This is a genomic window from Ciceribacter sp. T2.26MG-112.2, assembly GCF_900492205.1.
Lineage (GTDB): Bacteria > Pseudomonadota > Alphaproteobacteria > Rhizobiales > Rhizobiaceae > Allorhizobium > Allorhizobium naphthalenivorans_A.
Genome location: NZ_UEYQ01000001.1, coordinates 429,551 through 450,272, shown reverse-complemented (window position 1 = coordinate 450,272; position 20,722 = coordinate 429,551). Strand labels below are relative to the sequence as shown.

16 protein-coding genes and 2 pseudogenes are annotated in these 20,722 nt (G+C 62.7%); 15 read left to right on the top strand and 3 right to left on the bottom strand.

Annotated features, from left to right (window positions below; all coding sequences use genetic code 11):
• Positions 1-32: 32 nt before the first annotated feature.
• From DYZ14_RS24625 to DYZ14_RS02225, 3 genes and pseudogenes are all read right to left on the bottom strand, one after another.
• Positions 33-129 (bottom strand): annotated as a pseudogene (locus DYZ14_RS24625) (response regulator transcription factor); the annotation flags it as partial.
• Positions 106-390 (bottom strand): annotated as a pseudogene (locus DYZ14_RS24620) (response regulator transcription factor); the annotation flags it as partial. The pseudogenes DYZ14_RS24625 and DYZ14_RS24620, both read right to left, overlap by 24 nt.
• Entirely contained in the window at positions 390-2,309 is a 1,920-nt protein-coding gene (locus DYZ14_RS02225) for a PAS-domain containing protein (RefSeq protein ID WP_154719142.1), read from the bottom strand. The gene DYZ14_RS02225 and the pseudogene DYZ14_RS24620, both read right to left, overlap by 1 nt.
• A 193-nt stretch (positions 2,310-2,502) precedes the next feature.
• Between DYZ14_RS02225 and DYZ14_RS02220 the strand changes: the two genes are divergently transcribed.
• The 15 genes from DYZ14_RS02220 to DYZ14_RS02150 all read left to right on the top strand — a co-directional run bounded on the left by DYZ14_RS02220 (position 2,503) and on the right by DYZ14_RS02150 (position 20,514).
• Positions 2,503-4,470 (top strand): long-chain fatty acid--CoA ligase, encoded by a 1,968-nt coding sequence (locus DYZ14_RS02220; RefSeq protein WP_154719141.1) that lies wholly within the window; start codon positions 2,503-2,505, stop codon positions 4,468-4,470.
• Positions 4,467-5,294: an ABC transporter ATP-binding protein gene (locus DYZ14_RS02215; RefSeq protein WP_154719140.1), complete on the top strand. Its 828-nt coding sequence runs from the start codon at positions 4,467-4,469 to the stop codon at positions 5,292-5,294. Before DYZ14_RS02220 ends, DYZ14_RS02215 begins: the two co-directional genes overlap by 4 nt.
• Before the next feature lie 29 nt (positions 5,295-5,323).
• The gene (locus tag DYZ14_RS02210; protein WP_154719139.1) at positions 5,324-6,310 is read left to right on the top strand and encodes a branched-chain amino acid ABC transporter permease; all 987 of its coding nucleotides are present in this window, start codon (positions 5,324-5,326) and stop codon (positions 6,308-6,310) included.
• A gap of 4 nt (positions 6,311-6,314) precedes the next feature.
• Positions 6,315-7,391, top strand: a complete 1,077-nt coding sequence (locus DYZ14_RS02205; RefSeq protein ID WP_154719138.1) for a branched-chain amino acid ABC transporter permease — start codon at positions 6,315-6,317, stop codon at positions 7,389-7,391.
• A 77-nt stretch (positions 7,392-7,468) separates the two neighbouring features.
• Positions 7,469-8,755: an ABC transporter substrate-binding protein gene (locus DYZ14_RS02200; protein ID WP_154719137.1), complete on the top strand. Its 1,287-nt coding sequence runs from the start codon at positions 7,469-7,471 to the stop codon at positions 8,753-8,755.
• 60 nt (positions 8,756-8,815) lie between these two features.
• Positions 8,816-9,640, top strand: a complete 825-nt coding sequence (locus DYZ14_RS02195) for an ABC transporter ATP-binding protein (protein ID WP_115668971.1) — start codon at positions 8,816-8,818, stop codon at positions 9,638-9,640.
• Positions 9,641-9,665: 25 nt separating this feature from the next.
• A complete protein-coding gene (locus DYZ14_RS02190) occupies positions 9,666-10,835 on the top strand; it encodes a phenylacetate--CoA ligase family protein (protein ID WP_154719136.1) in 1,170 nt (389 codons plus the stop codon).
• Between the two features lie 134 nt (positions 10,836-10,969).
• Positions 10,970-12,154, top strand: coding sequence for an acetyl-CoA C-acyltransferase (locus DYZ14_RS02185; RefSeq protein WP_154719135.1), 1,185 nt, complete (start codon positions 10,970-10,972; stop codon positions 12,152-12,154).
• 9 nt (positions 12,155-12,163) lie between these two features.
• Entirely contained in the window at positions 12,164-13,306 is a 1,143-nt protein-coding gene (locus DYZ14_RS02180) for an acyl-CoA dehydrogenase family protein (protein ID WP_154719134.1), read from the top strand.
• 9 nt (positions 13,307-13,315) lie between these two features.
• Positions 13,316-14,083, top strand: coding sequence for a 3-hydroxyacyl-CoA dehydrogenase (locus DYZ14_RS02175; protein ID WP_154719133.1), 768 nt, complete (start codon positions 13,316-13,318; stop codon positions 14,081-14,083).
• 10 nt (positions 14,084-14,093) lie between these two features.
• A complete protein-coding gene (locus DYZ14_RS02170) occupies positions 14,094-15,257 on the top strand; it encodes an isovaleryl-CoA dehydrogenase (protein ID WP_154719132.1) in 1,164 nt (387 codons plus the stop codon).
• A gap of 41 nt (positions 15,258-15,298) precedes the next feature.
• Positions 15,299-16,903: a carboxyl transferase domain-containing protein gene (locus DYZ14_RS02165; RefSeq protein WP_154719131.1), complete on the top strand. Its 1,605-nt coding sequence runs from the start codon at positions 15,299-15,301 to the stop codon at positions 16,901-16,903.
• Between the two features lie 23 nt (positions 16,904-16,926).
• Entirely contained in the window at positions 16,927-18,879 is a 1,953-nt protein-coding gene (locus DYZ14_RS02160) for an acetyl/propionyl/methylcrotonyl-CoA carboxylase subunit alpha (RefSeq protein ID WP_154719130.1), read from the top strand.
• On the top strand, positions 18,872-19,729 hold the full coding sequence (locus DYZ14_RS02155) for a hydroxymethylglutaryl-CoA lyase (protein WP_154719129.1): 858 nt from the start codon (positions 18,872-18,874) through the stop codon (positions 19,727-19,729). The genes DYZ14_RS02160 and DYZ14_RS02155 overlap by 8 nt, the downstream gene beginning before the upstream one ends.
• Positions 19,726-20,514, top strand: a complete 789-nt coding sequence (locus DYZ14_RS02150; RefSeq protein ID WP_154719128.1) for a crotonase/enoyl-CoA hydratase family protein — start codon at positions 19,726-19,728, stop codon at positions 20,512-20,514. The genes DYZ14_RS02155 and DYZ14_RS02150 overlap by 4 nt, the downstream gene beginning before the upstream one ends.
• Positions 20,515-20,722: the final 208 nt, after the last annotated feature.

The window sequence follows — 20,722 nt, the reverse complement described above, 5'->3', positions numbered from 1 at the left end:
CTGCGTTGTCCGTTCGGCCACCTGGCGTCCCTTGCGCAGGCGGGCGCGCACACGCGCGACGATTTCCGCCGGCTCGAACGGCTTGATGATGTAGTCATCGGCACCCAGTTCCAGCCCCATGACTCGATCCTGCACCTGCGCACGGCCGGAAATGATGATGATGGCGGCGCCGGAATCGAGCGCCAACCGATGCACCAGGAGCAGGCCGTCGCGGTCCGGCAGGCCGAGATCCACCAGGCAAACATCCGGTACGCATTGTTTGAGGGCCGCCTCGAACTCGCTCGCCCGGCCGAATGTCATGGTCCGGAAACCCGCATCGCCAAGCGCCTCCGCCAGGATCTGGCGGATCTGCGGTTCATCATCAAGAATGGCAACGAGTGGCTGGCTCATCAGATCACCGTCGGCAGGAAGCGATTGAGGGTCTGGGTGTCGAAAGGCTTAGGCAGAAGCGGAAACCGATCGGCGGCGGCGATGCGTAAGGGCGAAGATTCCGGGAGTGAGGTCATCAATCCGATCGGCTTGCCGCTGCGTTTGCGAAGCGCATCAGCCAGATCAAGACCGGTTCGCGTGCCTTTCAGGCGAATATCGGTGAGCACGAGGTCGAGTTCCGGAAGATCGGCCAGTCTTTCCGCCTCGTCGGCATTCTCAGCCTCGACCACCGAATGTCCAAGCGACCGCAGCATCTCGCGAACGCTTTCGCGAATGCTCTCACTGTCTTCCACCAGCAGCACCATGCGTCGCGGCTCCTCCTTGCTCGCCGGCCGATAGGGAAGACGCAGTTCCACCCGCGCGCCGCCGTCCGGCTGGTTCGCCAGCCGCACCCTTCCTCCCGATATCGTCGCCTGATCATAGACCATGGACAGGCCGAGCCCCGAACCTTCGCCCCCTTTTGTGGTGAAAAACGGATCGAAGGCGTGCTGCAATGCCTCTGGCGAAAAGCCGCATCCGGTATCCAGCACGCAGAATTCGATCCAGGACTTGTGCACGGCCCGCACGCCGAGCGTGATCTTGCCCGGCCTGTCGCCAATGGCATCGCGAGCGTTGAGAATCAGGTTCAGAAGGGAATCCTGCAAGGAGCCAGCGTCCAGGATCAGCTGATCCTCGATCTCCTGCATGTCGAGCTGGAAACTGATGTGATCACCCAGAGCCGGTCCGGCGAGAAGCGCCAGATCGCGGATGAAGCCGCAGAGGTCGACCGGAGCCGGCCGAAGCTGCTTCTGCCCGGAAATCGAGGCTATGCGGTCGATCAGGGTTCCTCCGCGCCGTGCTGCGGCAAGCGTCGACGTCACGAGGTCAGCGGCGCCGGGCGGGAGCTCCATCTGCGCCAGCCGCGTCTGGAGGCCGAGGATGATCGTCAGCAGATTGGCAAAATCATGGGCAAGGCCCGAGGTCAGCTGGGCCGCCAGCTCGCGCTTGCGGGTCTGAAGCACAGCCGTGCGGGCCTGGCACTCTTCGGTAATATCGGTGGAAAGAATATACACGCCCTGGATCGGGCCGTCACCGACGTGATCCGGCGTGAAGGCGGTTCGAATTCGCCGCCCGCAATCCTCGTCGGTAAACTCGCAGACGCAAGGTTCCCCGGAAAGGGCCCGCATCAAATAGGGCTTGATCGTTGCAAATGACGCTTCACCCAGCGCTTCCAGGCCGGTCATCCCGATGATCTGCGACGGACGCCCAGGAAGAACTGAGGAAAGGCGGCGATTGGTGAAAGTATATCGTAGGTTGCGGTCGACATGGGCGATATGCGCCGGCATCATTTCCGTCGTCAGGCGCGTGCGCGCCTCCATCTCCGCCAGCTGGTTCTTCGCCGCCTCCAGTGCGGTATTGGCTGCCGAAAGCTCCCGGTTCGTCTCCGACAGGCGCTCGGTGTTCGATAGCAATTGTTCGGAAAGTTCGACGGATCGTGTGCGCAGCATCTGCTGCTGGATGCGCACCTCCGTGATGTCTGTGTAAACGCTGACCCATCCGCCCTGAGGCAGGGGGAAGCCCTCGACCGAAACCCATCGGCCATTGGGGCGCATGCGTTCCAGATAATGCGGCACGAAGGCAAGCGCGGCCTGCACGCGTGACCCAACCGCCTCCTGCACATCGTCGACCGGGCCATACTCGCCCCGCAGCACAAGATAACGGATCGTATCTTCAAAGCTCACGCCGGGCGTCACGAAGGCGTCCGGAAAGTCGAACATGTCCTGGTAGCGGCGATTTGAGACCGCAAGTTTCAGTTCGCTGTCGAAGATCGACAGCGCCTGGCTAATCAGGTTCAGCCCCGTACGCATGAGGCCGTTATGCTCCTCCTCGGATATGGGCATCCGATGTCTCCCTCACCCATGGCTATCATCCGGGAACACATCCGGAAAGGGGGCAATCCATGGCTGTTACAATTCGTTAGGTTCTCGAAAAACTGCCGAAAAGCTTCACTGCGAGCTTGCCCGCCATGAACGGAGCGTCGGCACGAAGACCGGTGGCGTTCAGGCCCGCCAAGGGCTCAAGGGGAGGACGTCAATGACAGAACGAGAGCCCGTACCGGGCCTTGTCTCCATTCCGGCTTTGATGGCGCGCAATGCGCGGGAACATCCCCGGCGCGCAGCCTATCGCGAGAAGGAATTCGGTATCTGGCAGGCCTGGACCTGGGAGGAGGCGCATGCCGAGGTGCGAGCGCTCGCCATGGGGTTTCTGGCCCTTGGTCTGCAGCGCGGGGATTTCGTCGCCGTGGTCGGACGTAACCGTCCTTCCCTCTACTGGTCGATCGTGGCCGCACAGATGTGCGGTGCGGTTCCGGTGCCTCTCTACCAGGATGCTGTCGCGGAGGAGGCCGAATATGTGCTGGAGCATTGCGGCACGCGTTTCGTGGTCTGCGGCGACCAGGAACAGGTCGACAAGGTCATCGAGGTGCAGGAGCGGATCAAGTGCATCGATCAGGTGGTCTATGTCGACAAGCGCGGCATGCGCAAATACGACCATTCGCGGATGAACGCCTGGGCTGACGTTCTCTCCGAAGGCCATGCCGCCCATCATCGGTTCGAGGCGGAACTCGATCGCCGCATCGCGGCACTGACCTATGACGATCCCTGCGTCATGCTCTACACTTCAGGCACCACCGGCAAGCCCAAGGGCGTGGTCCTGTCCAATCGCAACATCATAGAGACGTCGCGAAACACCTGCGCCTTCGACCATCTTGGACCCGGCGAAGAGATCCTCGCCTATCTGCCCATGGCCTGGGTCGGCGATTTCATCTTCTCCATGGGGCAGGCGATGTGGGCCGGTTTCTGCGTCAACTGCCCGGAGAGCGCCGCCACTATGATGACCGATCTGCGTGAGATCGGCCCGACCTATTTCTTCGCGCCGCCGCGGGTCTTCGAAGGCCAGTTGACCAATGTGATGATCCGCATGGAAGACGCCGCTCCGTTCAAGAAATGGCTGTTTCGCTATTTCATGGAGCATGCCCGCAAGGTGGGGCCGTCGATTCTGGATGGCAAATCTGTATCGACATCTGATCGGCTGAAATACCGGCTGGGCGACCTCGTCATCTATGGGCCGCTGAAGAATACGCTCGGTTTCAGCCGCATTAGGGTCGGCTATACGGCCGGCGAGGCGATCGGGCCGGAAATCTTCGACTTCTATCGTTCGCTCGGCATCAACCTGAAGCAGTTGTACGGCCAGACCGAGGCCAGCGTTTTCATCACGCAGCAACCTGACGGTGAAGTGCGCTCCGATACGGTGGGCGTGCCCTCGCCGGGGGTCGAGGTCAAGATCGCCGAAAGTGGCGAGGTTTTCTATCGTGGCCCCGGCACCTTCGTCGAATATTTCAAGAACCCCGAAAGCACGGCCTCGACCAAGGATGCCGAAGGCTGGGTGGCGACGGGAGATGCCGGTTTCTTTGAGCCGGGGACCGGCCACCTGCGCATCATCGACCGCGCCAAGGACGTCGGCAGGATGGCGGATGGACGGCTGTTCGCGCCCAAATATGTCGAGAACAAGCTGAAATTCTATCCCAACATCCTGGAGGCCGTGGTCTTCGGCGCTGACCGCAACTTCTGCTGTGCCTTCATCAACATCGATCTGACCGCTGTCGGCAGCTGGGCCGAGCGTAACAACATCGCCTATTCCAGCTACCAGGAACTCGCCGCGCATGATCAGGTCTACGAGATGATCCGCGGCCATGTGGAAGAGGTGAACCGCTCGGTTGCCGCGGACAACATGCTGGCCGGATGCCAGATCCACCGTTTCCTGATCCTGCACAAGGAACTGGATGCCGACGACGGCGAACTGACCCGTACACGCAAGGTCCGCCGCAACATCGTCGCCGAGAAGTATGCCGATCTGATCGCGGCTCTCTACGATGGCTCCGCCACCATCAGCACGGAAACGGAAGTCACCTATGAAGATGGACGCAAGGGCATACTGAAGGCCACGCTGAAGATCGTCGATGCCAAAACCCAGACAGCGGTCGAACGGAGGGAGGCGGCATGAACGCGCAAACCCCGTTCACGGACTATACCACGACCGCCGATGGCCGGAAGATCGGCGGCGTGCTGATGGAGATGAAGAATATTACCCTGCGTTTTGGCGGGGTGAAGGCCATCACCGATATCAGCTTCGACATCCGCGAAGGCGAGATCCGCTCGATCATCGGCCCCAATGGCGCCGGCAAGTCCTCCATGCTCAACGTCATCTCCGGTTTCTATGTGCCGCAGGAGGGCGAGGTCTGGTTTCGCGGCGCACGCCGGCCCCAGATGAAGCCCTTCGATGTCGCGCGCCAGGGCATTGCCCGCACCTTCCAGAACATCGCGCTGTTCGACGGCATGAGCGTGCTCGACAACATCATGACCGGTCGCCTGACGCTGATGAAGAGCGGGCTGTTCCAGCAGGCGCTCTGGTGGGGCGCCGCACAGCGCGAGGAGACGGAGCACCGCGCAAAGGTCGAGAAGATCATCGATTTCCTGGAGATCCAGGCAATCCGAAAGACCCCGGTCGGGCGCTTGCCTTACGGCTTGAAGAAGCGGGTGGAACTGGCCCGCGCGCTGGCCGCGGAGCCCAAACTCCTGCTGCTCGATGAGCCGATGGCCGGCATGAACGTCGAGGAGAAGGAGGACATGTGCCGCTTCATCCTCGACGTGAACGATGAATTCGGCACGACTATCGCCCTCATCGAACACGACATGGGCGTCGTCATGGACCTCTCCGACCGCGTGGTCGTCATGGATTACGGCAAGAAGATCGGTGACGGCACGCCGGATGAGGTGCGCAACAACCAGTCCGTCATCGACGCCTATCTGGGGGTCGCCCATGAATAGCTCGGCTCATGATGCGGGAGGGTGGCTTCATGCCTGATACGATTTTCTTCGCCCTTGAAGTGATGATGAACGGGCTGATGGCAGGCGTCATGTACGCACTTGTGGCGCTTGGCTTCGTGCTGATCTTCAAGGCCAGCGGCATCTTCAATTATGCGCAAGGGGTCCTGGCCCTGTTCGCCGCGCTGACCTTGGTGGGCGTCATGGAAGGACAGGTGCCTTTCGCCCATCTGATCAATGCGATCTTCGGCACGAACTACCACCATTTCGGTTTTACCGTGCCGGCCGTTGCCGCAATCCTGATCACCGTCGCGGTGATGACGCTGCTCGCCGTGCTGGTCGAGCGCCTCATCCTCAAGCATCTGGTCAACCAGGAACCAATCATCCTGTTCATGGCAACCATCGGCCTTGCCTATTTCCTCGAGGGGCTCGGCGACGTGATGTGGGGCGCCGACATCAAGCGGCTCGATGTCGGCCTGCCAAAGGGTGTCAGCGAAAGCATAGAAAGTGCCACGAACGCCTGGTTCGGCTATGGTTTCTTCATCGACCGGCTGGATATCGTGGCTGCGGTGGTGGCAGCCCTGCTCGTCCTGACGCTGACCGTATTTTCCCAATATTCCAAGCAGGGCCGGGCCTTGCGGGCGGTCGCCGACGACCACCAGGCAGCGCTTTCGGTCGGCATTTCGCTGCGCTTCATCTGGGTCCTGGTCTGGTCGATTGCCGGCGTGGTCGCCCTTGTCGCCGGCATCATGTGGGGTTCGAAATCAGGGGTTCAGTTCAGCCTCTCGCTGATAGCGCTGAAGGCCCTGCCGGTCCTGATGCTCGGCGGTTTCACCTCCATTCCCGGTGCCATCGTCGGCGGCCTCATCATCGGCATGGGTGAAAAGCTGTTCGAGTTCTTCGTCGGCCCGCTGGTCGGCGGCGCCACCGAAAACTGGTTCGCCTATGTGCTGGCGCTCGCCTTCCTCGTCTTCCGGCCGCAGGGCCTGTTCGGCGAGCGCATCATCGAAAGGGTGTAAACTCATGCTGTATCGTGAAGCCGGTGATTTCAAGACCAGCTATGTGGCGGATAGCCAGACCTTTCCGATCAAGTTCGACCGCATCCGCTACTATGTCGTGGTGGCAATCGCCTTCGGCGTGATCCCGTTCCTCATCAATGACTATTGGGCCAATGCCGTCTTCGTACCTTTCCTGATCTATGCGATCGCTGCAATCGGCCTCAACATATTGACCGGCTATTGCGGTCAGGTGAGCCTAGGCACGGGCGGTTTCATGGCCGTCGGCGCCTATGCCTGCTACAAGCTGATGACGGCCATGCCCGACATGCCGATCATCGTGAATGTGGTGCTGGCAGGCTTCATCACGGCTGCGGTCGGGGTGCTGTTCGGCCTGCCGAGCTTGCGGATCAAGGGTTTCTACCTTGCGGTTGCAACGCTCGCTGCCCAGTTCTTCCTGGTCTGGCTCTTCAACAAGGTTCCGTGGTTCTACAACAACTCGGCCTCCGGCCAGATCACCGCGCCGGAACGTACCCTGTTCGGCATCGTCGTGACCGGCGCCAATACGCCCGCCTGGGCCAAGTACATGTTCTGCCTCGTCATCCTGTTTGCTCTGGCCTGGCTGGCGCGCAACCTGACGCGCGGCTCCGTCGGGCGCCGCTGGATGGCGATCCGCGACATGGACATCGCCGCCGAAATCATCGGGGTGAATCCGCTGACCGCCAAGCTGACCGCCTTCGCCGTCTCGTCCTTCTACATCGGCATCGCCGGCGCGCTGTTCTTCTCGGTCTATCTCGGCGCGGTCGAGGTGGGTGAGGCCTTCGGCATCCAGAAGAGCTTCCTGGTGCTGTTCATGATCATCATCGGCGGGCTGGGCTCGATCTTCGGAAGCTTTGCCGGTGCAGCCTTCCTGGTTCTGCTGCCGGTCTTTCTCAAGAATGTGTTCGTCGGCCAGTTCGGCTGGGCGACGGATCTGGCCGCCCATCTCGAACTGATCATCGTCGGCGGCCTGATCATCGTCTTCCTCATTGCTGAACCGCATGGGCTGAACCAGCTGTGGCGGGTTGCCAAGGAGAAACTACGCCTGTGGCCCTTCCCGCACTGACGGCGGGCCAAGTGTGAATGCCGTAGCGGAGGAGCTGCGGTCCTGAAGTGAAGTCATCTTTGTTGGGAGGAAATGAGATGAAGAAGACGCTTGCAGCCCTTTCGGCGGCGACCATGCTGATGACCAGCATGCCGGCCTCTGCCGATCTGATCGTGCCGAACCTGTCCTATCGAACCGGACCCTATGCGCCCGGGGGTATCCCCTATGCCGATGGCTTCAACGACTACTTCACCCTTCTCAACGAGCGGGATGGCGGTATCGGCGGAGAGAAGGTCGTCGTCCCGGAATGCGAGACGGCCTACAACACGGAAAAAGGCGTCGAGTGCTATGAGGCGACCAAGGGCAATGGCGCACTCGTCTATAATCCGCTGTCGACCGGCATCACCTATCAGCTGATCCCCAAGACCGCGGCCGACGGCATTCCGCTTTATACGCCGGGTTACGGCCGCACCTCGGCTGCGAACGGCAAGGTGTTCGAATGGGTCTTCAACTACCCCGCCAATTACTGGGACGCGGCAAGCGTCGCCATCCGCTACCTGCTCGACCAGAACGGCGGAGACCTGAAGGGCAAGAAGGTCGCACTGCTTTATCACAATTCGGCCTATGGCAAGGAACCGATCCGCACGCTGACCGAGCTTTCCAAGAAGCACGGTTACGATCTGTTGCAGATCCCCGTCGATCACCCCGGCCAGGAGCAGAAGAGCCAGTGGCTGCAGATCCGCCGTGAAAAGCCGGATTACGTGCTGATGTGGGGCTGGGGCGTGATGAACGCCGTGGCCATCCAGGAAGCGTCCAACATCAACTACCCGATGGAGAACTTCATCGGCGTGTGGTGGTCCGGCGCCGAGCACGATGTCATGCCGGCCGGCATGGGTGCCAAAGGCTACAAGTCGCTGGCGATGCATGGAACCGGCATGGATTACCCGGTCTACGGCGATCTCAAGAAGTATGTGATCGATGCCGGCAAGGCGAGCGGCGCGGGCGATCAGGTCGGCTCGGTCCTCTATTCCCGCGGCATGTATGCAGCGCTCGTCATCTCGGAAGCCATCCGCAAGGCCCAGCAGATCACCGGCAAGTCGGCGATCACCGCGCCCGAGCTGCGCAACGGCTTCGAGGAACTGGAAATCACCGAAGCGCGCATGGCCGAGCTCGGCCTGCCGAAATTCGGCCAGCCCTTCAAGGCTTCCTGCGCAGATCATGGCGGACCGGGTGCGGCCCTCGTCCAGCAATGGGACCCTTCTGCCAAGAAGTGGAGCCTGATCACCGACTTCATTGCGCCTGACGATGAGGTGCTGACGCCGCTGGTGATGGATGATTCCGCAGCCTACGCCGCGGAAAACAAGATCGCTGAACGCTGCAACTAAGCCTGAAGCTGCCCCGGCTTCCTGCCGGGGCAGCTCGAACCTCATGCCGGGACGACATTCATGCAGAACGCGACGAACACGAACGAGGCCTTGCTCGAGGTCAACAATATCGAGGTGATCTACAACCACGTCATCCTCGTGCTGAAGGGCGTCAGCCTGTGCGTGCCGCATCGCGGGATCACAGCGCTGCTGGGCGGCAACGGTGCCGGCAAGACGACGACCCTGAAGGCGATCTCCAATCTGCTGAAGTCCGAGCGCGGCGAGGTCACCAAGGGGTCGATCGTCTACCGCGGCGACCGCGTGCAGGATCTGTCTCCGGCGGATCTGGTGCGGCGTGGCGTCATCCAGGTCATGGAGGGCCGCCACTGCTTCGAGCACCTGACGGTTGAGGAAAACCTGATGACCGGGGCCTATACCCGGCGCGACAGCAAGGCCGAGATCCGGCGCGACCTCGACAGGGTCTACACCTATTTTCCGCGGCTGAAGGACAGGCGCAAGTCGCAGGCCGGCTATACCTCCGGCGGCGAGCAGCAGATGACGGCCATCGGCCGGGCGCTGATGAGCCGGCCGGAAACCATTCTTCTCGATGAGCCCAGCATGGGGCTTGCCCCGCAACTGGTCGAGCAGATCTTCGAGATCGTCAAGGCGGTGAACGAGGGCGAGGGGGTCGCCTTCCTGCTAGCCGAGCAGAATACCAATGTGGCGCTGCGCTATGCGCATTACGGCTACATCCTGGAAAGCGGTCGCGTGGTGATGGATGGGCCGGCCAAGGACCTGCGCGAAAACCCGGACGTCAAGGAATTCTATCTCGGCATGTCGGACAAGGGACGCAACAGTTTCCGCGACGTCCGCAGCTACCGTCGCCGCAAGCGGTGGCTGGCATGAGGACGGCAAGGCAAGGACATACATCATGAGCCATTTTGACACCCTCGAAACCCGTTCGCAGGACGAGCGAGAAGCCGGCCAGCTGACCCTCCTCAACGGCTTGCTTGAGCAACAGGGGCAGCGGCCATTGGACAATCTCTCCGGCCTCGCGTCGTTGCCGGTCTTGCGCAAGGCGGAACTGTCCGAGCGGCAGAAGGCGAGGCCTCCCTTCGGCGGCCTGCCGGTTGGCGATATCGTGCACTACTTCCAGTCGCCGGGACCGATCTACGAGCCCGGCGGCGTCAGCCACGACTGGTGGCGCATGGGCCGTTTCCTGCATGCGCTCGGTGTCGGTCGCGGAGATATCGTGCACAATTGCTTCGGCTATCACCTGACGCCGGCCGGCATGATCTTCGAAAACGGGGCGCGGGCGGTAGGGGCGGCAATCCTGCCCGCCGGCACCGGCCAGACGGAATTGCAGGTGCGGGCGGCCGCCGATATCGGCTCCACGGTCTATGCGGGGACACCGGACTATCTCAAGATCATCCTCGAAAAGGCCGATGAACTCGGCGAACGCCTGAAAATCAATCGTGCCGCCGTCTCCGGCGGTGCCCTGTTTCCCAGCCTCCGGCAGTATTACGCCGACCGTGGCATCAGTTGCCTGCAGGTCTATGCCACGGCCGAGCTTGGCAACATCGCGTATGAATCGCCCGCCATGGAAGGGTTGATCATGGACGAGGGCGTGATCGTCGAGATCGTTCGCCCAGGCTCTGACCGACCGGTGCCGGATGGCGAAGTGGGCGAGGTTGTCGTCACCTCGCTCAATCCGGATTACCCGCTCATCCGTTTTGCCACGGGCGATCTCTCGGCCATCCTGCCCGGCACGAGCCCCTGTGGACGGAGCAACCGTCGCATCAAGGGCTGGATGGGCCGTGCCGACCAGACCACGAAGATCAAGGGGATGTTCGTGCGGCCCGAGCAGGTGGCCCAGTTGGTGGCGCGCCATGACGAAATCGCGCGGGCGCGGGTGGTGGCCAGCCGCGAAGGCGAAATGGACATCATGACGGTGCAGATCGAGACGCGGGCCACCAATCCGGCTCTTTATGAGCCCAGTATCGTGGCGACACTGAAGATGCGGGCTCATGTGGAATTGCTGCCGCCCGGCGCATTGCCGAATGACGGAAAGGTCATCGAGGATCGCCGCAGCTATGAATAGGCGTGTCGGAGCCATGCCTGTCCGGGTAGTGGCGCTTTGCCATGGCCCTGTTTTTTTCAACGGCAGGGCGTACAACTCTCTGGCTGGGATTCCCGGCATCGGGATCGTGATGCAGACGGCAGGAGGAGAAGATCATGCGGCATGATGTGGTCATCGTCAGCGCAGCCCGTACGCCGATGGGCGGTTTTCAGGGAGCGCTGTCGGGAAAGACGGCTGCGGAACTGGGCGCGGTTGCGATAGCTGCCGCGCTGGAGCGTGCCAAGGTCGAGGGCGCCGATGCGGATGAAGTCCTGATGGGTTGCGTGCTCTCGGCGGGCCAGGGACAGGCCCCGGCCCGTCAGGCGGCGCTCGGTGCGGCCATGCCTGTGTCCACCCCGGCCACCACAGTCAACAAGATGTGCGGGTCGGGCATGAAGACGGTGATGATGGCGCATGATGCCCTTATGGCCGGGCACGCAAAAATCATGATTGCCGGCGGCATGGAGAGCATGTCGAATGCGCCCTACCTCCTCGACCGCGCCCGTGCGGGCTATCGCATGGGCCATGGCCGCGTGCTCGACCACATGTTCCTCGACGGGCTGGAGGATGCCTATGACAAGGGGCGCCTGATGGGCACCTTTGCCGAGGAATGCGCGCAGGCCTACCAATTCACGCGAGAGGCGCAGGATGAATATGCGCTGCAGTCCCTGTCGCGGGCGCAAGCTGCCATTGCTGAAGGGCGGTTTGTCGGCGAGATAGCAGCGGTTTCCGTGACGGAGAAGGGTGGCGCAACCACGGTTGCGACCGACGAACAGCCCGGCAATGCGCGGCCGGACAAGATTCCGCATCTCAAACCGGCCTTCCGGCCGGATGGCACGGTGACGGCGGCGAACGCCTCCTCGATCAGCGACGGGGCGGCAGCCCTGGTTCTCATGAACCTGGACGAGGCGGAAAAGCGTGGCCTCTTGCCGCTGGCCCGCATTGTCGGCCATGTAAGCTATGCCAGCGAACCGCGCCTGTTTCCGACGGCGCCGATCGGCGCCATGCAAAAGCTCTTCCAGCGCACCGGATGGTCCGCGGGTGAGGTCGACCTGTTCGAGATCAACGAGGCCTTTGCGGTGGTGGCCATGGCCGCCATGCGCGATCTCGATCTGCCTGCCGACAAGGTGAATGTGAACGGCGGTGCCTGCGCCCTTGGCCATCCGATCGGTGCATCGGGTGCGCGTATTCTGGTGACGCTGCTCGCTGCATTGCAGGAGCGCGGCGGGAAACGCGGCGTCGCCAGTGTGTGCATCGGTGGCGGCGAAGCGACCGCAATTGCCATTGAGACAATGAATTGAGCTGAGCCGATGGATTTTTCCCTGACCGAAGAACAGACCGCGATCCGTGACATGGCCGAGAGCTTCGCCCAGGACGAGATCGCGCCGCGCGCGCTCGAGTGGGATCAGGCCAGACATTTTCCCGTCGATGTCATTCGCAATGCCGCATCGCTGGGTCTCGGTGGCATCATGGTCGCGGAAGAGTTTGGCGGCTCGGGGCTGGGGCGCTTCGAGGCGGTGCTGATCTATGAAGCGCTGGCCAAAGGCTGCGCCGCCATTTCGGCTTACCTTTCGATCCACAACATGGTTGCGACCATGATCGACAAGCATGGTAGCACGGAGCAGCAAGAGACCTATCTGCCGCGGCTCTGCAGCGCCGAGATCCTGGCTTCCTATTGCCTGACCGAACCGTCCTGTGGCTCGGATGCGGCGGCTCTGACCACCCGCGCCGAGCGCGATGGCGACGATTACGTGCTCACCGGCCAGAAGATGTTCATTTCCGGTGCCGGGGCGACGGACCTCTACGTGGTGATGGCGCGCACCGGTGGGCCCGGTGCGAAGGGTGTCTCCGCGTTCCTGGTGGAAAAGGATGCAGGCGGCCTCACATTCGGTGCCAATGAAAAGAAGATGGGCTGGAACGCCCAGCCGACGCGCACCGTGATGCTGGATCGGGTTCGCGTGCGGGCGGATGCAATGCTGGGGCCGGAAGGGGCCGGCTTCAAGCTGGCCATGGAGGCGCTGGACGGCGGGCGCACCTCGATTGCCGCCTGCTCCCTCGGCGGCGCGCAATCGGCCCTGGAAAAGGCTGTCGCCTATACCAGCGAACGCAAGGCCTTCGGCCAGAAGCTGAACGAATTCCAGGCGCTGCAGTTTGCCATCGCGGAAATGGCGACCGATGTCGAGGTGTCGCGCACTTTCCTGTGGCGGGCAGCCGCCGCGCTGGACGCAAAACTGCCGGAGGCGACGCGGCTTTGCGCCATGGCCAAGAAGCACGTGACCGATAACGGTTTCGAGGTTGCGAACCGTGCGCTGCAATTGCACGGCGGCTACGGTTATCTCGCGGATTACGGCGTGGAGAAAATCGTCCGCGACCTGCGTGTCCACCAGATCCTGGAAGGGACGAATGAGATCATGCGCCTGATCATCGCGCGCTCGGTACTGGCCGAGGCTTGAGGGGGTATCATGGAGATTGCGGGTAAGACCTTCATCGTCACGGGTGCTGCTTCCGGTCTCGGCGCCGCTACCGCCGAGATGCTGATTGCCGCAGGGGCCAATGTGGTGATCGCCGACCGCGATGGGCAGGCGGGACAAGCTGCCGCCGCACGGCTCGGGGGCCAGGCACGCTTCTGCCTGACCGACGTCACGAGCGAAGCCGATGCGAAGGCGGCGGTCGCTCTTGCCGAAGGCGCCTTCGGTGGCCTACACGGGCTGGTCAATTGTGCCGGTGTGGCGCCCGGAGAAAAAGTGCTTGGCCGCGACGGCCCGCATGGACTGGAGAGCTTTTCACGCGCCGTTTCCATCAACCTGATCGGCTCCTTCAACATGGCGCGGCTCGCCGCGGATGCCATCGCGAGATCTGCACCGAATGCCGGAGGCGAGCGCGGCGTTATCATCAACACGGCTTCGGTCGCCGCCTTTGAGGGGCAGATCGGCCAGGCGGCCTATGCCGCCTCGAAGGCGGGCGTGGTCGGCCTGACCCTGCCCATGGCACGCGAACTTGCCCGCCACGGAATCCGCGTCATGACCATCGCACCCGGCATCTTCAAGACGCCGATGATGGCGGGCATGCCGCAGGAGGTGCAGAACGCGCTCGGCGCTTCGGTGCCCTTTCCGCCGCGCCTGGGAGAGCCGGCGGAATATGCGGCGCTGGTGCGGCACATCATCGAAAATGCCATGCTGAACGGGGAGGTCATCCGTCTGGATGGAGCGCTCCGCATGGCCCCGAAATGAGGAGGATTTCATGTTTCATGCCACCATGCGCTTCGATCTTGGAGAGGACGTCAGCGCCCTTCGCGACACCGTGCACGCCTGGGCGCAGGACAGGCTGAAGCCTATCGCCGCCGAGGTGGATCGAGCCAACAGTTTCCCCAATGCGCTCTGGAAGGAGATGGGGGAGCTCGGCCTGCATGGCATTACGGTGAGCGAGGATTATGGCGGTGCAGGTATGGGCTATCTTGCCCACACCGTGGCGGTGGAAGAAATCGCCCGCGCCTCGGCTTCGATCAGCCTTTCCTATGGCGCCCATTCCAACCTTTGCATCAACCAGATCAAGCTGAACGGCAGCGATGAGCAGAAGCGGAAATATCTGCCGGGCCTGGTTTCCGGCGCGCATGTGGGCGCGCTTGCCATGTCCGAGCCCGCCGCCGGCTCCGACGTCGTTTCGATGAAGCTGAGGGCCGAAAAGCGCAACAGCGCCTATGTGCTGAAGGGCAACAAATACTGGATCACCAACGGGCCGGATGCCGATGTTCTGGTGGTCTATGCGAAGACCGATCCTGACGCCGGCTCGAAAGGCATCACAGCCTTCATCGTTGAAAAGAGCATGAAGGGTTTTTCCACCAGCCCGCATTTCGACAAGCTCGGCATGCGCGGTTCCAATACCGCCGAGCTCATTTTCGATGACGTCGAAGTGCCCTTCGACAACGTGCTTGGCGAAGTGGGCCGGGGCGTGCGCGTCCTCATGTCGGGCCTGGATTTCGAACGCGTGGTGCTCGCCGGCATCGGACTTGGCATCATGGCCGCCTGTCTCGACGAGGTGATGCCCTATGTGGCGACCCGCGAGCAGTTCGGCCAGCCGATCGGCAATTTCCAGCTGATGCAGGGCAAGATCGCCGATATGTATGTCGCTCTCAATACCGCCCGCGCCTATGTCTATGAAGTGGCCAAGGCCTGTGATCGCGGCGAGGTGACCCGGCAGGATGCGGCAGGTGCCGTGCTGTACGCCAGCGAACAGGCAATGGTGCAGGCTCACCAGGCCGTGCAGGCGCTGGGGGGAGCCGGCTTCCTCCAAGACAGCGTGGTAAGCCGACTGTTCCGCGACGCCAAGCTGATGGAAATCGGTGCCGGCACGTCCGAAATCCGCCGCATGCTGATCGGTCGCGAACTGATGGCGTCCATGGCCTGATTCTGCATTGTCTGCAGGGCACGTTCACGACAGGAGGGCCGATGAGACTGAAATCCGACCATATTCCAGGGTCTGAAGGCGCGAAGAAGAACCGCGCCTCGCATCTTGGCCTTCTGGAGGAGATCCGCGCGGCTGCTGCACTTGCCGCAGAGGGTGGCGGCGAGGAAGCGCGCAAACGCCACGCAGCGCGTGGCAAGATGCTGCCCCGCGAGCGCGTCGCCAACCTCCTCGATGCCGGCTCGCCCTTCCTGGAAATCGGTGCGACGGCTGCCCACGGCATGTATCACGGTGCGGCGCCGGCTGCCGGTTTGATCGCCGGCGTGGGCCGGGTCGAGGGCCAGGAAGTCATGATCGTCGCCAATGATGCGACGGTAAAGGGTGGCACCTATTATCCGATGACGGTGAAGAAGCATCTGCGCGCGCAGGAGATCGCCGAAGCCTCTCACCTCCCCTGTGTCTACCTGGTCGATAGCGGCGGCGCCAACCTGCCGAACCAGGACGAGGTCTTCCCGGACCGCGACCATTTCGGCCGCATCTTCTTCAACCAGGCGCAGATGAGCGCCAAGGGCATCGCCCAGGTCGCCGTCGTCATGGGGTCGTGCACGGCGGGCGGTGCTTACGTGCCGGCCATGTCGGACGTGTCGATCATCGTGCGGGACCAGGGCACCATCTTTCTGGCTGGCCCGCCACTGGTCAAGGCGGCGACCGGCGAAGTGGTGAGTGCCGAGGATCTGGGCGGCGGCGATGTCCATACCCGGCTCTCAGGTGTGGCCGATTATCTGGCGGAGGACGATGCCCATGCGCTGGCACTTGCCCGCCGCGCCATCGCAAATCTCAATCGTCAGAGGCCGACAAGCGTCCAGTGGCAAGCGCCGGAAGATCCGGTCTTTGACCCCGACGAGTTGCTGGAGGTCGTACCGGCCGATCCGCGCACGCCCTATGACATCCGCGAGGTGATTGCCCGCGTGGTGGATGGCAGCCGGTTTGATGAGTTCAAGGCCCGTTTCGGCGAAACCCTGGTCACCGGCTTCGCCCACGTCATGGGCTGCCCGGTCGGCATTGTCGCCAATAATGGCGTGCTTTTTTCCGAAAGCGCCCAGAAAGGCGCACACTTCGTCGAATTGTGTTCGCAGCGCGGTATTCCGCTCGTCTTTCTGCAGAACATCACCGGTTTCATGGTGGGCCGGAAGTATGAAAACGAAGGCATCGCCCGCCATGGCGCGAAGATGGTGACGGCGGTGGCGACCACCGCGGTACCCAAGATCACCCTGCTGGTTGGTGGCTCCTTTGGCGCCGGCAATTACGGCATGGCCGGCCGCGCCTTCTCGCCCCGCTTTCTCTGGACCTGGCCGAATTCGCGCATCTCGGTCATGGGTGGCGAACAGGCCGCAGGCGTCCTCGCCACGGTCCGCCGCGAAGGCATCGAGCGCAAGGGCGGCCAATGGAGCGCCGAAGAGGAAGCCGAGTTCAAGCGCCCGACGCTGGAGTTGTTCGAGCGGCAAAGCCATCCGCTCTACGCCTCCGCCCGGCTCTGGGACGATGGCATAGTGGATCCCCGAAAGACCCGGGAGGTTCTCGCTCTGTCGCTCTCGGCCAGCCTTAATGCGCCAATCGGGGAAACCCGTTTCGGCCTGTTCCGCATGTGATGGCGATCGGGAGGACACAATCCATGTTTCGCAAGATCCTGATCGCCAATCGCGGGGAGATCGCCTGTCGCATCATCGCAACGGCGCGAAAGCTGGGCGTTTCGACGGTTGCGGTTCATTCCGATGTCGACGCGCGCGCCTTGCATGTCACCATGGCGGATGAGGCGGTTGCCATCGGCGGTGCGGCCCCGAAGGACAGCTATCTCAAGGGGGATTCCATCATTGCCGCAGCGCTGCAGACGGGCGCCGAGGCCATTCATCCCGGCTATGGCTTCCTGTCGGAAAACCCGGACTTCGTCGAGGCGGTGGAAAGGGCCGGCCTCGTCTTCATCGGTCCTTCGGCGAAAGCGATCCGCGCCATGGGTCTGAAGGATGCTGCCAAGGCACTGATGCAGGAGGCCGGCGTTCCGATCGTGCCCGGCTATCACGGAGACAATCAGGACGCGATGTTTCTTGCCGGGGAGGCGGATGCCATTGGCTATCCGGTGCTCATCAAGGCGGTGGCCGGTGGCGGCGGCAAGGGCATGAGACGCGTCGATGCGGCCGCCGATTTTGCCGATGCCTTGCGTGCTTCGAAGGCGGAGGCGGCCCATGCGTTCGGCAATGATGCCGTCCTGATCGAGAAATATGTCGCTTCCCCCCGCCATATCGAAGTGCAGGTCTTCGGGGATGGTCGCGATGCCGTGCATCTGTTCGAGCGCGATTGTTCGCTGCAGCGTCGTCATCAGAAGGTGATCGAGGAGGCCCCGGCGCCTGGCATGACGCCGGAGATGCGGGCCGCCATGGGTTCGGCGGCCGTCAAGGCCGCCAAAGCGATCGGCTATTCCGGTGCCGGAACGGTGGAATTCATCGTCGATGGGTCGCAAGGCCTTCGCACCGACCGCTTCTGGTTCATGGAAATGAATACGAGGCTCCAGGTGGAGCATCCGGTCACCGAAGCCGTGACCGGCCTGGATCTGGTGGAATGGCAGTTGCGGGTGGCAAGCGGTGAGCCCTTGCCGCTCGTCCAGGATCAGATTCAGCTGACAGGCCATGCTTTCGAGGCCCGGCTCTACGCCGAAGACGTGGCGGCAGGCTTCTTGCCCGCGACGGGCAGGCTCGCGCATCTTGCTTTCCCCGGCGATTGCAGGGCCGATACCGGCGTGTCGAGCGGCGATGAAATATCGCCGTGGTACGATCCGATGATTGCCAAGATCATCACCCATGGGCCGACCCGCGACGTTGCGCTTTCAAGGCTCCACCGCGCGCTCGAGGAAACGCAGGTGGCCGGAACCGTCACCAATCTTGCCTTTCTCACGGCCTTGTCACGCCACCAGGGTTTCGCAAGGGGTGAGGTGGATACCGGCCTGATCGAACGCGATCTGGCATTGCTGACAGCGAAAGCTCAGGATGATCCCGCCGATGAGGCCATGGCTGCGGCGGCTGTATTGTACGCGGCGGCCCTGCCGCTCGATGTGCTGGCGGGTTTTACCCTCTGGGCGCCGTTGACGCGCCGCATCACCTTGGAAGCCGGCGGCGACCTGATCGAGGCGGAGCTGACGCTTTCCGGCCCGAGCCATGCCCTCGTCCGCATCCACGACACGGAACGGCAGGCGGTGCGCCAGGGCGGTCGCTGGCATCTCGCCGGCCTTTCACGCATGCAGATCGTCGAAGCCGAGGGAATTCATGTCTTTGCCTCCGGTTTGACCACAAGCTTCCGCCGTCACGATCCGCTGGATCGCAGCGCCTCCGCGGGTCTCGGCAGTGACATGACGCTCGCTCCCATGCCGGGTCTGGTGCGTGCCGTGTTCGTGAGCGCCGGACAGGATGTGGAGATGGGCCAACCGCTGTGCGTGCTGGAAGCCATGAAAATGGAGCATACACTCAAGGCGGCCCGTGCCGGTCGCGTGGCGGAGATCTTCGTTCAGGAAGGCGTCCAGATCGCAGCGGGCGATCCGCTTGTTCTCCTGGAAGCGGAAGAGGCCGGACATGGCTGAGTTCGTCGAAATCTACGAGGTCGGCCCGCGCGATGGTCTGCAGAACGAAACGCGGCTGATCCCGACCGAGGAGAAGCTGGCCCTCATCGGGAAACTTGCCACCTGTGGCTTTCGCCGTATCGAGGCGACAGGCTTCGTCAGCCCCAGATGGGTGCCGCAGATGGCGGATGCGGCAGAGGTGATGGCCGGGGTACCGCAACGCGCGGGCCTTTCCTATGCCGTGCTCGTACCCAATCTGAAAGGCTATGGAGCGGCAAAGCTTGCGGGTGCCGGCGAAGTGGCGATCTTCGTTTCGGCCTCGGAAGGGTTCAGTCGTGCCAATCTCAATGCGTCGATTGCGGAAAGTCTCGAGCGGCTGAAACCTGTGGCGGAAGCGGCGCTCGCCGATGGCGTTCGCCTGCGGGGATATGTGTCGGTGGTCACCGATTGTCCCTTTGACGGAAAGGTCGCGCCTGAACAGGTCGCCAAGGTCGCATCGCAACTCGACGCGCTCGGCTGCCACGAGATCTCGCTTGGCGAAACGTTGGGGCGGGCAAGGCCCGAGGCCGTGGCCGCTATGCTTGACGCGGTCCTGCAGCGGTTGCCGGCATCGAAGCTGGCGGGACATTTCCACGATACCGGTGGTCTGGCGCTGCTGAACATCGATGTCGCCTTGCAGGCGGGGCTGCGCGTCTTCGATGCCTCTGTCGGGGGGCTGGGCGGCTGCCCCTATGCACCGGGTGCCGCCGGCAACGTCGCAACAGAAGCGGTGGCCCGGCATCTCACCGGACTTGGTTTCGAAACCGGCCTGGATCTCGACGCTTTGGCTGCCGCCGCCCAATTCGCCAGAACCTTGCGGAGCACATCATGAACGAGACGATCAAGGTCGATGTGGATGCGCGCGGCATCGTTCAGCTCAGGCTGAGCCGACCTGGCAAGCGCAATGCGCTTTCCGCGCAAATGATCGCGGAGCTCACCGCCTTCGCCGAGGTGGCCAGCAAGCGCCGCGACTGGAGGGCCGTCATTCTTGCCGGGGAAGGCGATGCCTTCTGCGCCGGCGGCGATCTCGATTGGATGCGCCAGCAGATGGCTGCCGACAGGCAGAGCCGGATGGCCGAGGCACGTAAACTGGCCGGCATGCTGGGTGCGCTGAACGCCCTGTCCCAGCCGCTGATCGGCGCGGTCCATGGCAGCGCCTTCGGCGGCGGTGTCGGCCTGGCCTGCGTCTGCGATCTGGTGCTGGCGACGCCGGAAACCCTGTTCGGCCTCACCGAAACCCGGCTCGGTCTGATCCCGGCCACCATCGGACCTTACGTTCTGGCGCGCCTGGGCGAGGGACGGGCAAGGCGCATCTTCATGTCCGGGAAACGCTTCAAGGCTGTAGAGGCGATGGAACTCGGCATCGTTGCGCGTCTCGTTGATGGTGACGGGCTGATGGCCGAAGCTGTCCGCGAGGCGGAGCAGTATCTGGCGGCCGCACCCGGTGCCGTGGCAGCCGCAAAGGCGCTCGCCCGATCTCTCTCGCGATCCCTCGACCCGGCGCGTATCGAGGAGAGCATCATTGCCCTTGCCGACACCTGGGAGCAGGAAGAGGCGCGCGAAGGTGTTGCCGCCTTTTTTGAAAAGCGCAAACCCTCCTGGGACAGAACGGGCTGAGGGCAATCTCAGCCGCAGCTGTGAACGGCAGGGGTGACCACGCCGGATTGTCACGGAAGTCCGCAAGCATTGCCTTTCCAAGTTGGTCCACGGACTTTCTTATCCGGAAATGAGTTTTATGCACGAAACGTCATTTACTCCGTTTCGTTCTCCCACTTATTGTCATTGCAGGTTTTTGCGGTTGTGACCCGTTCGCCCCGGCAATGTC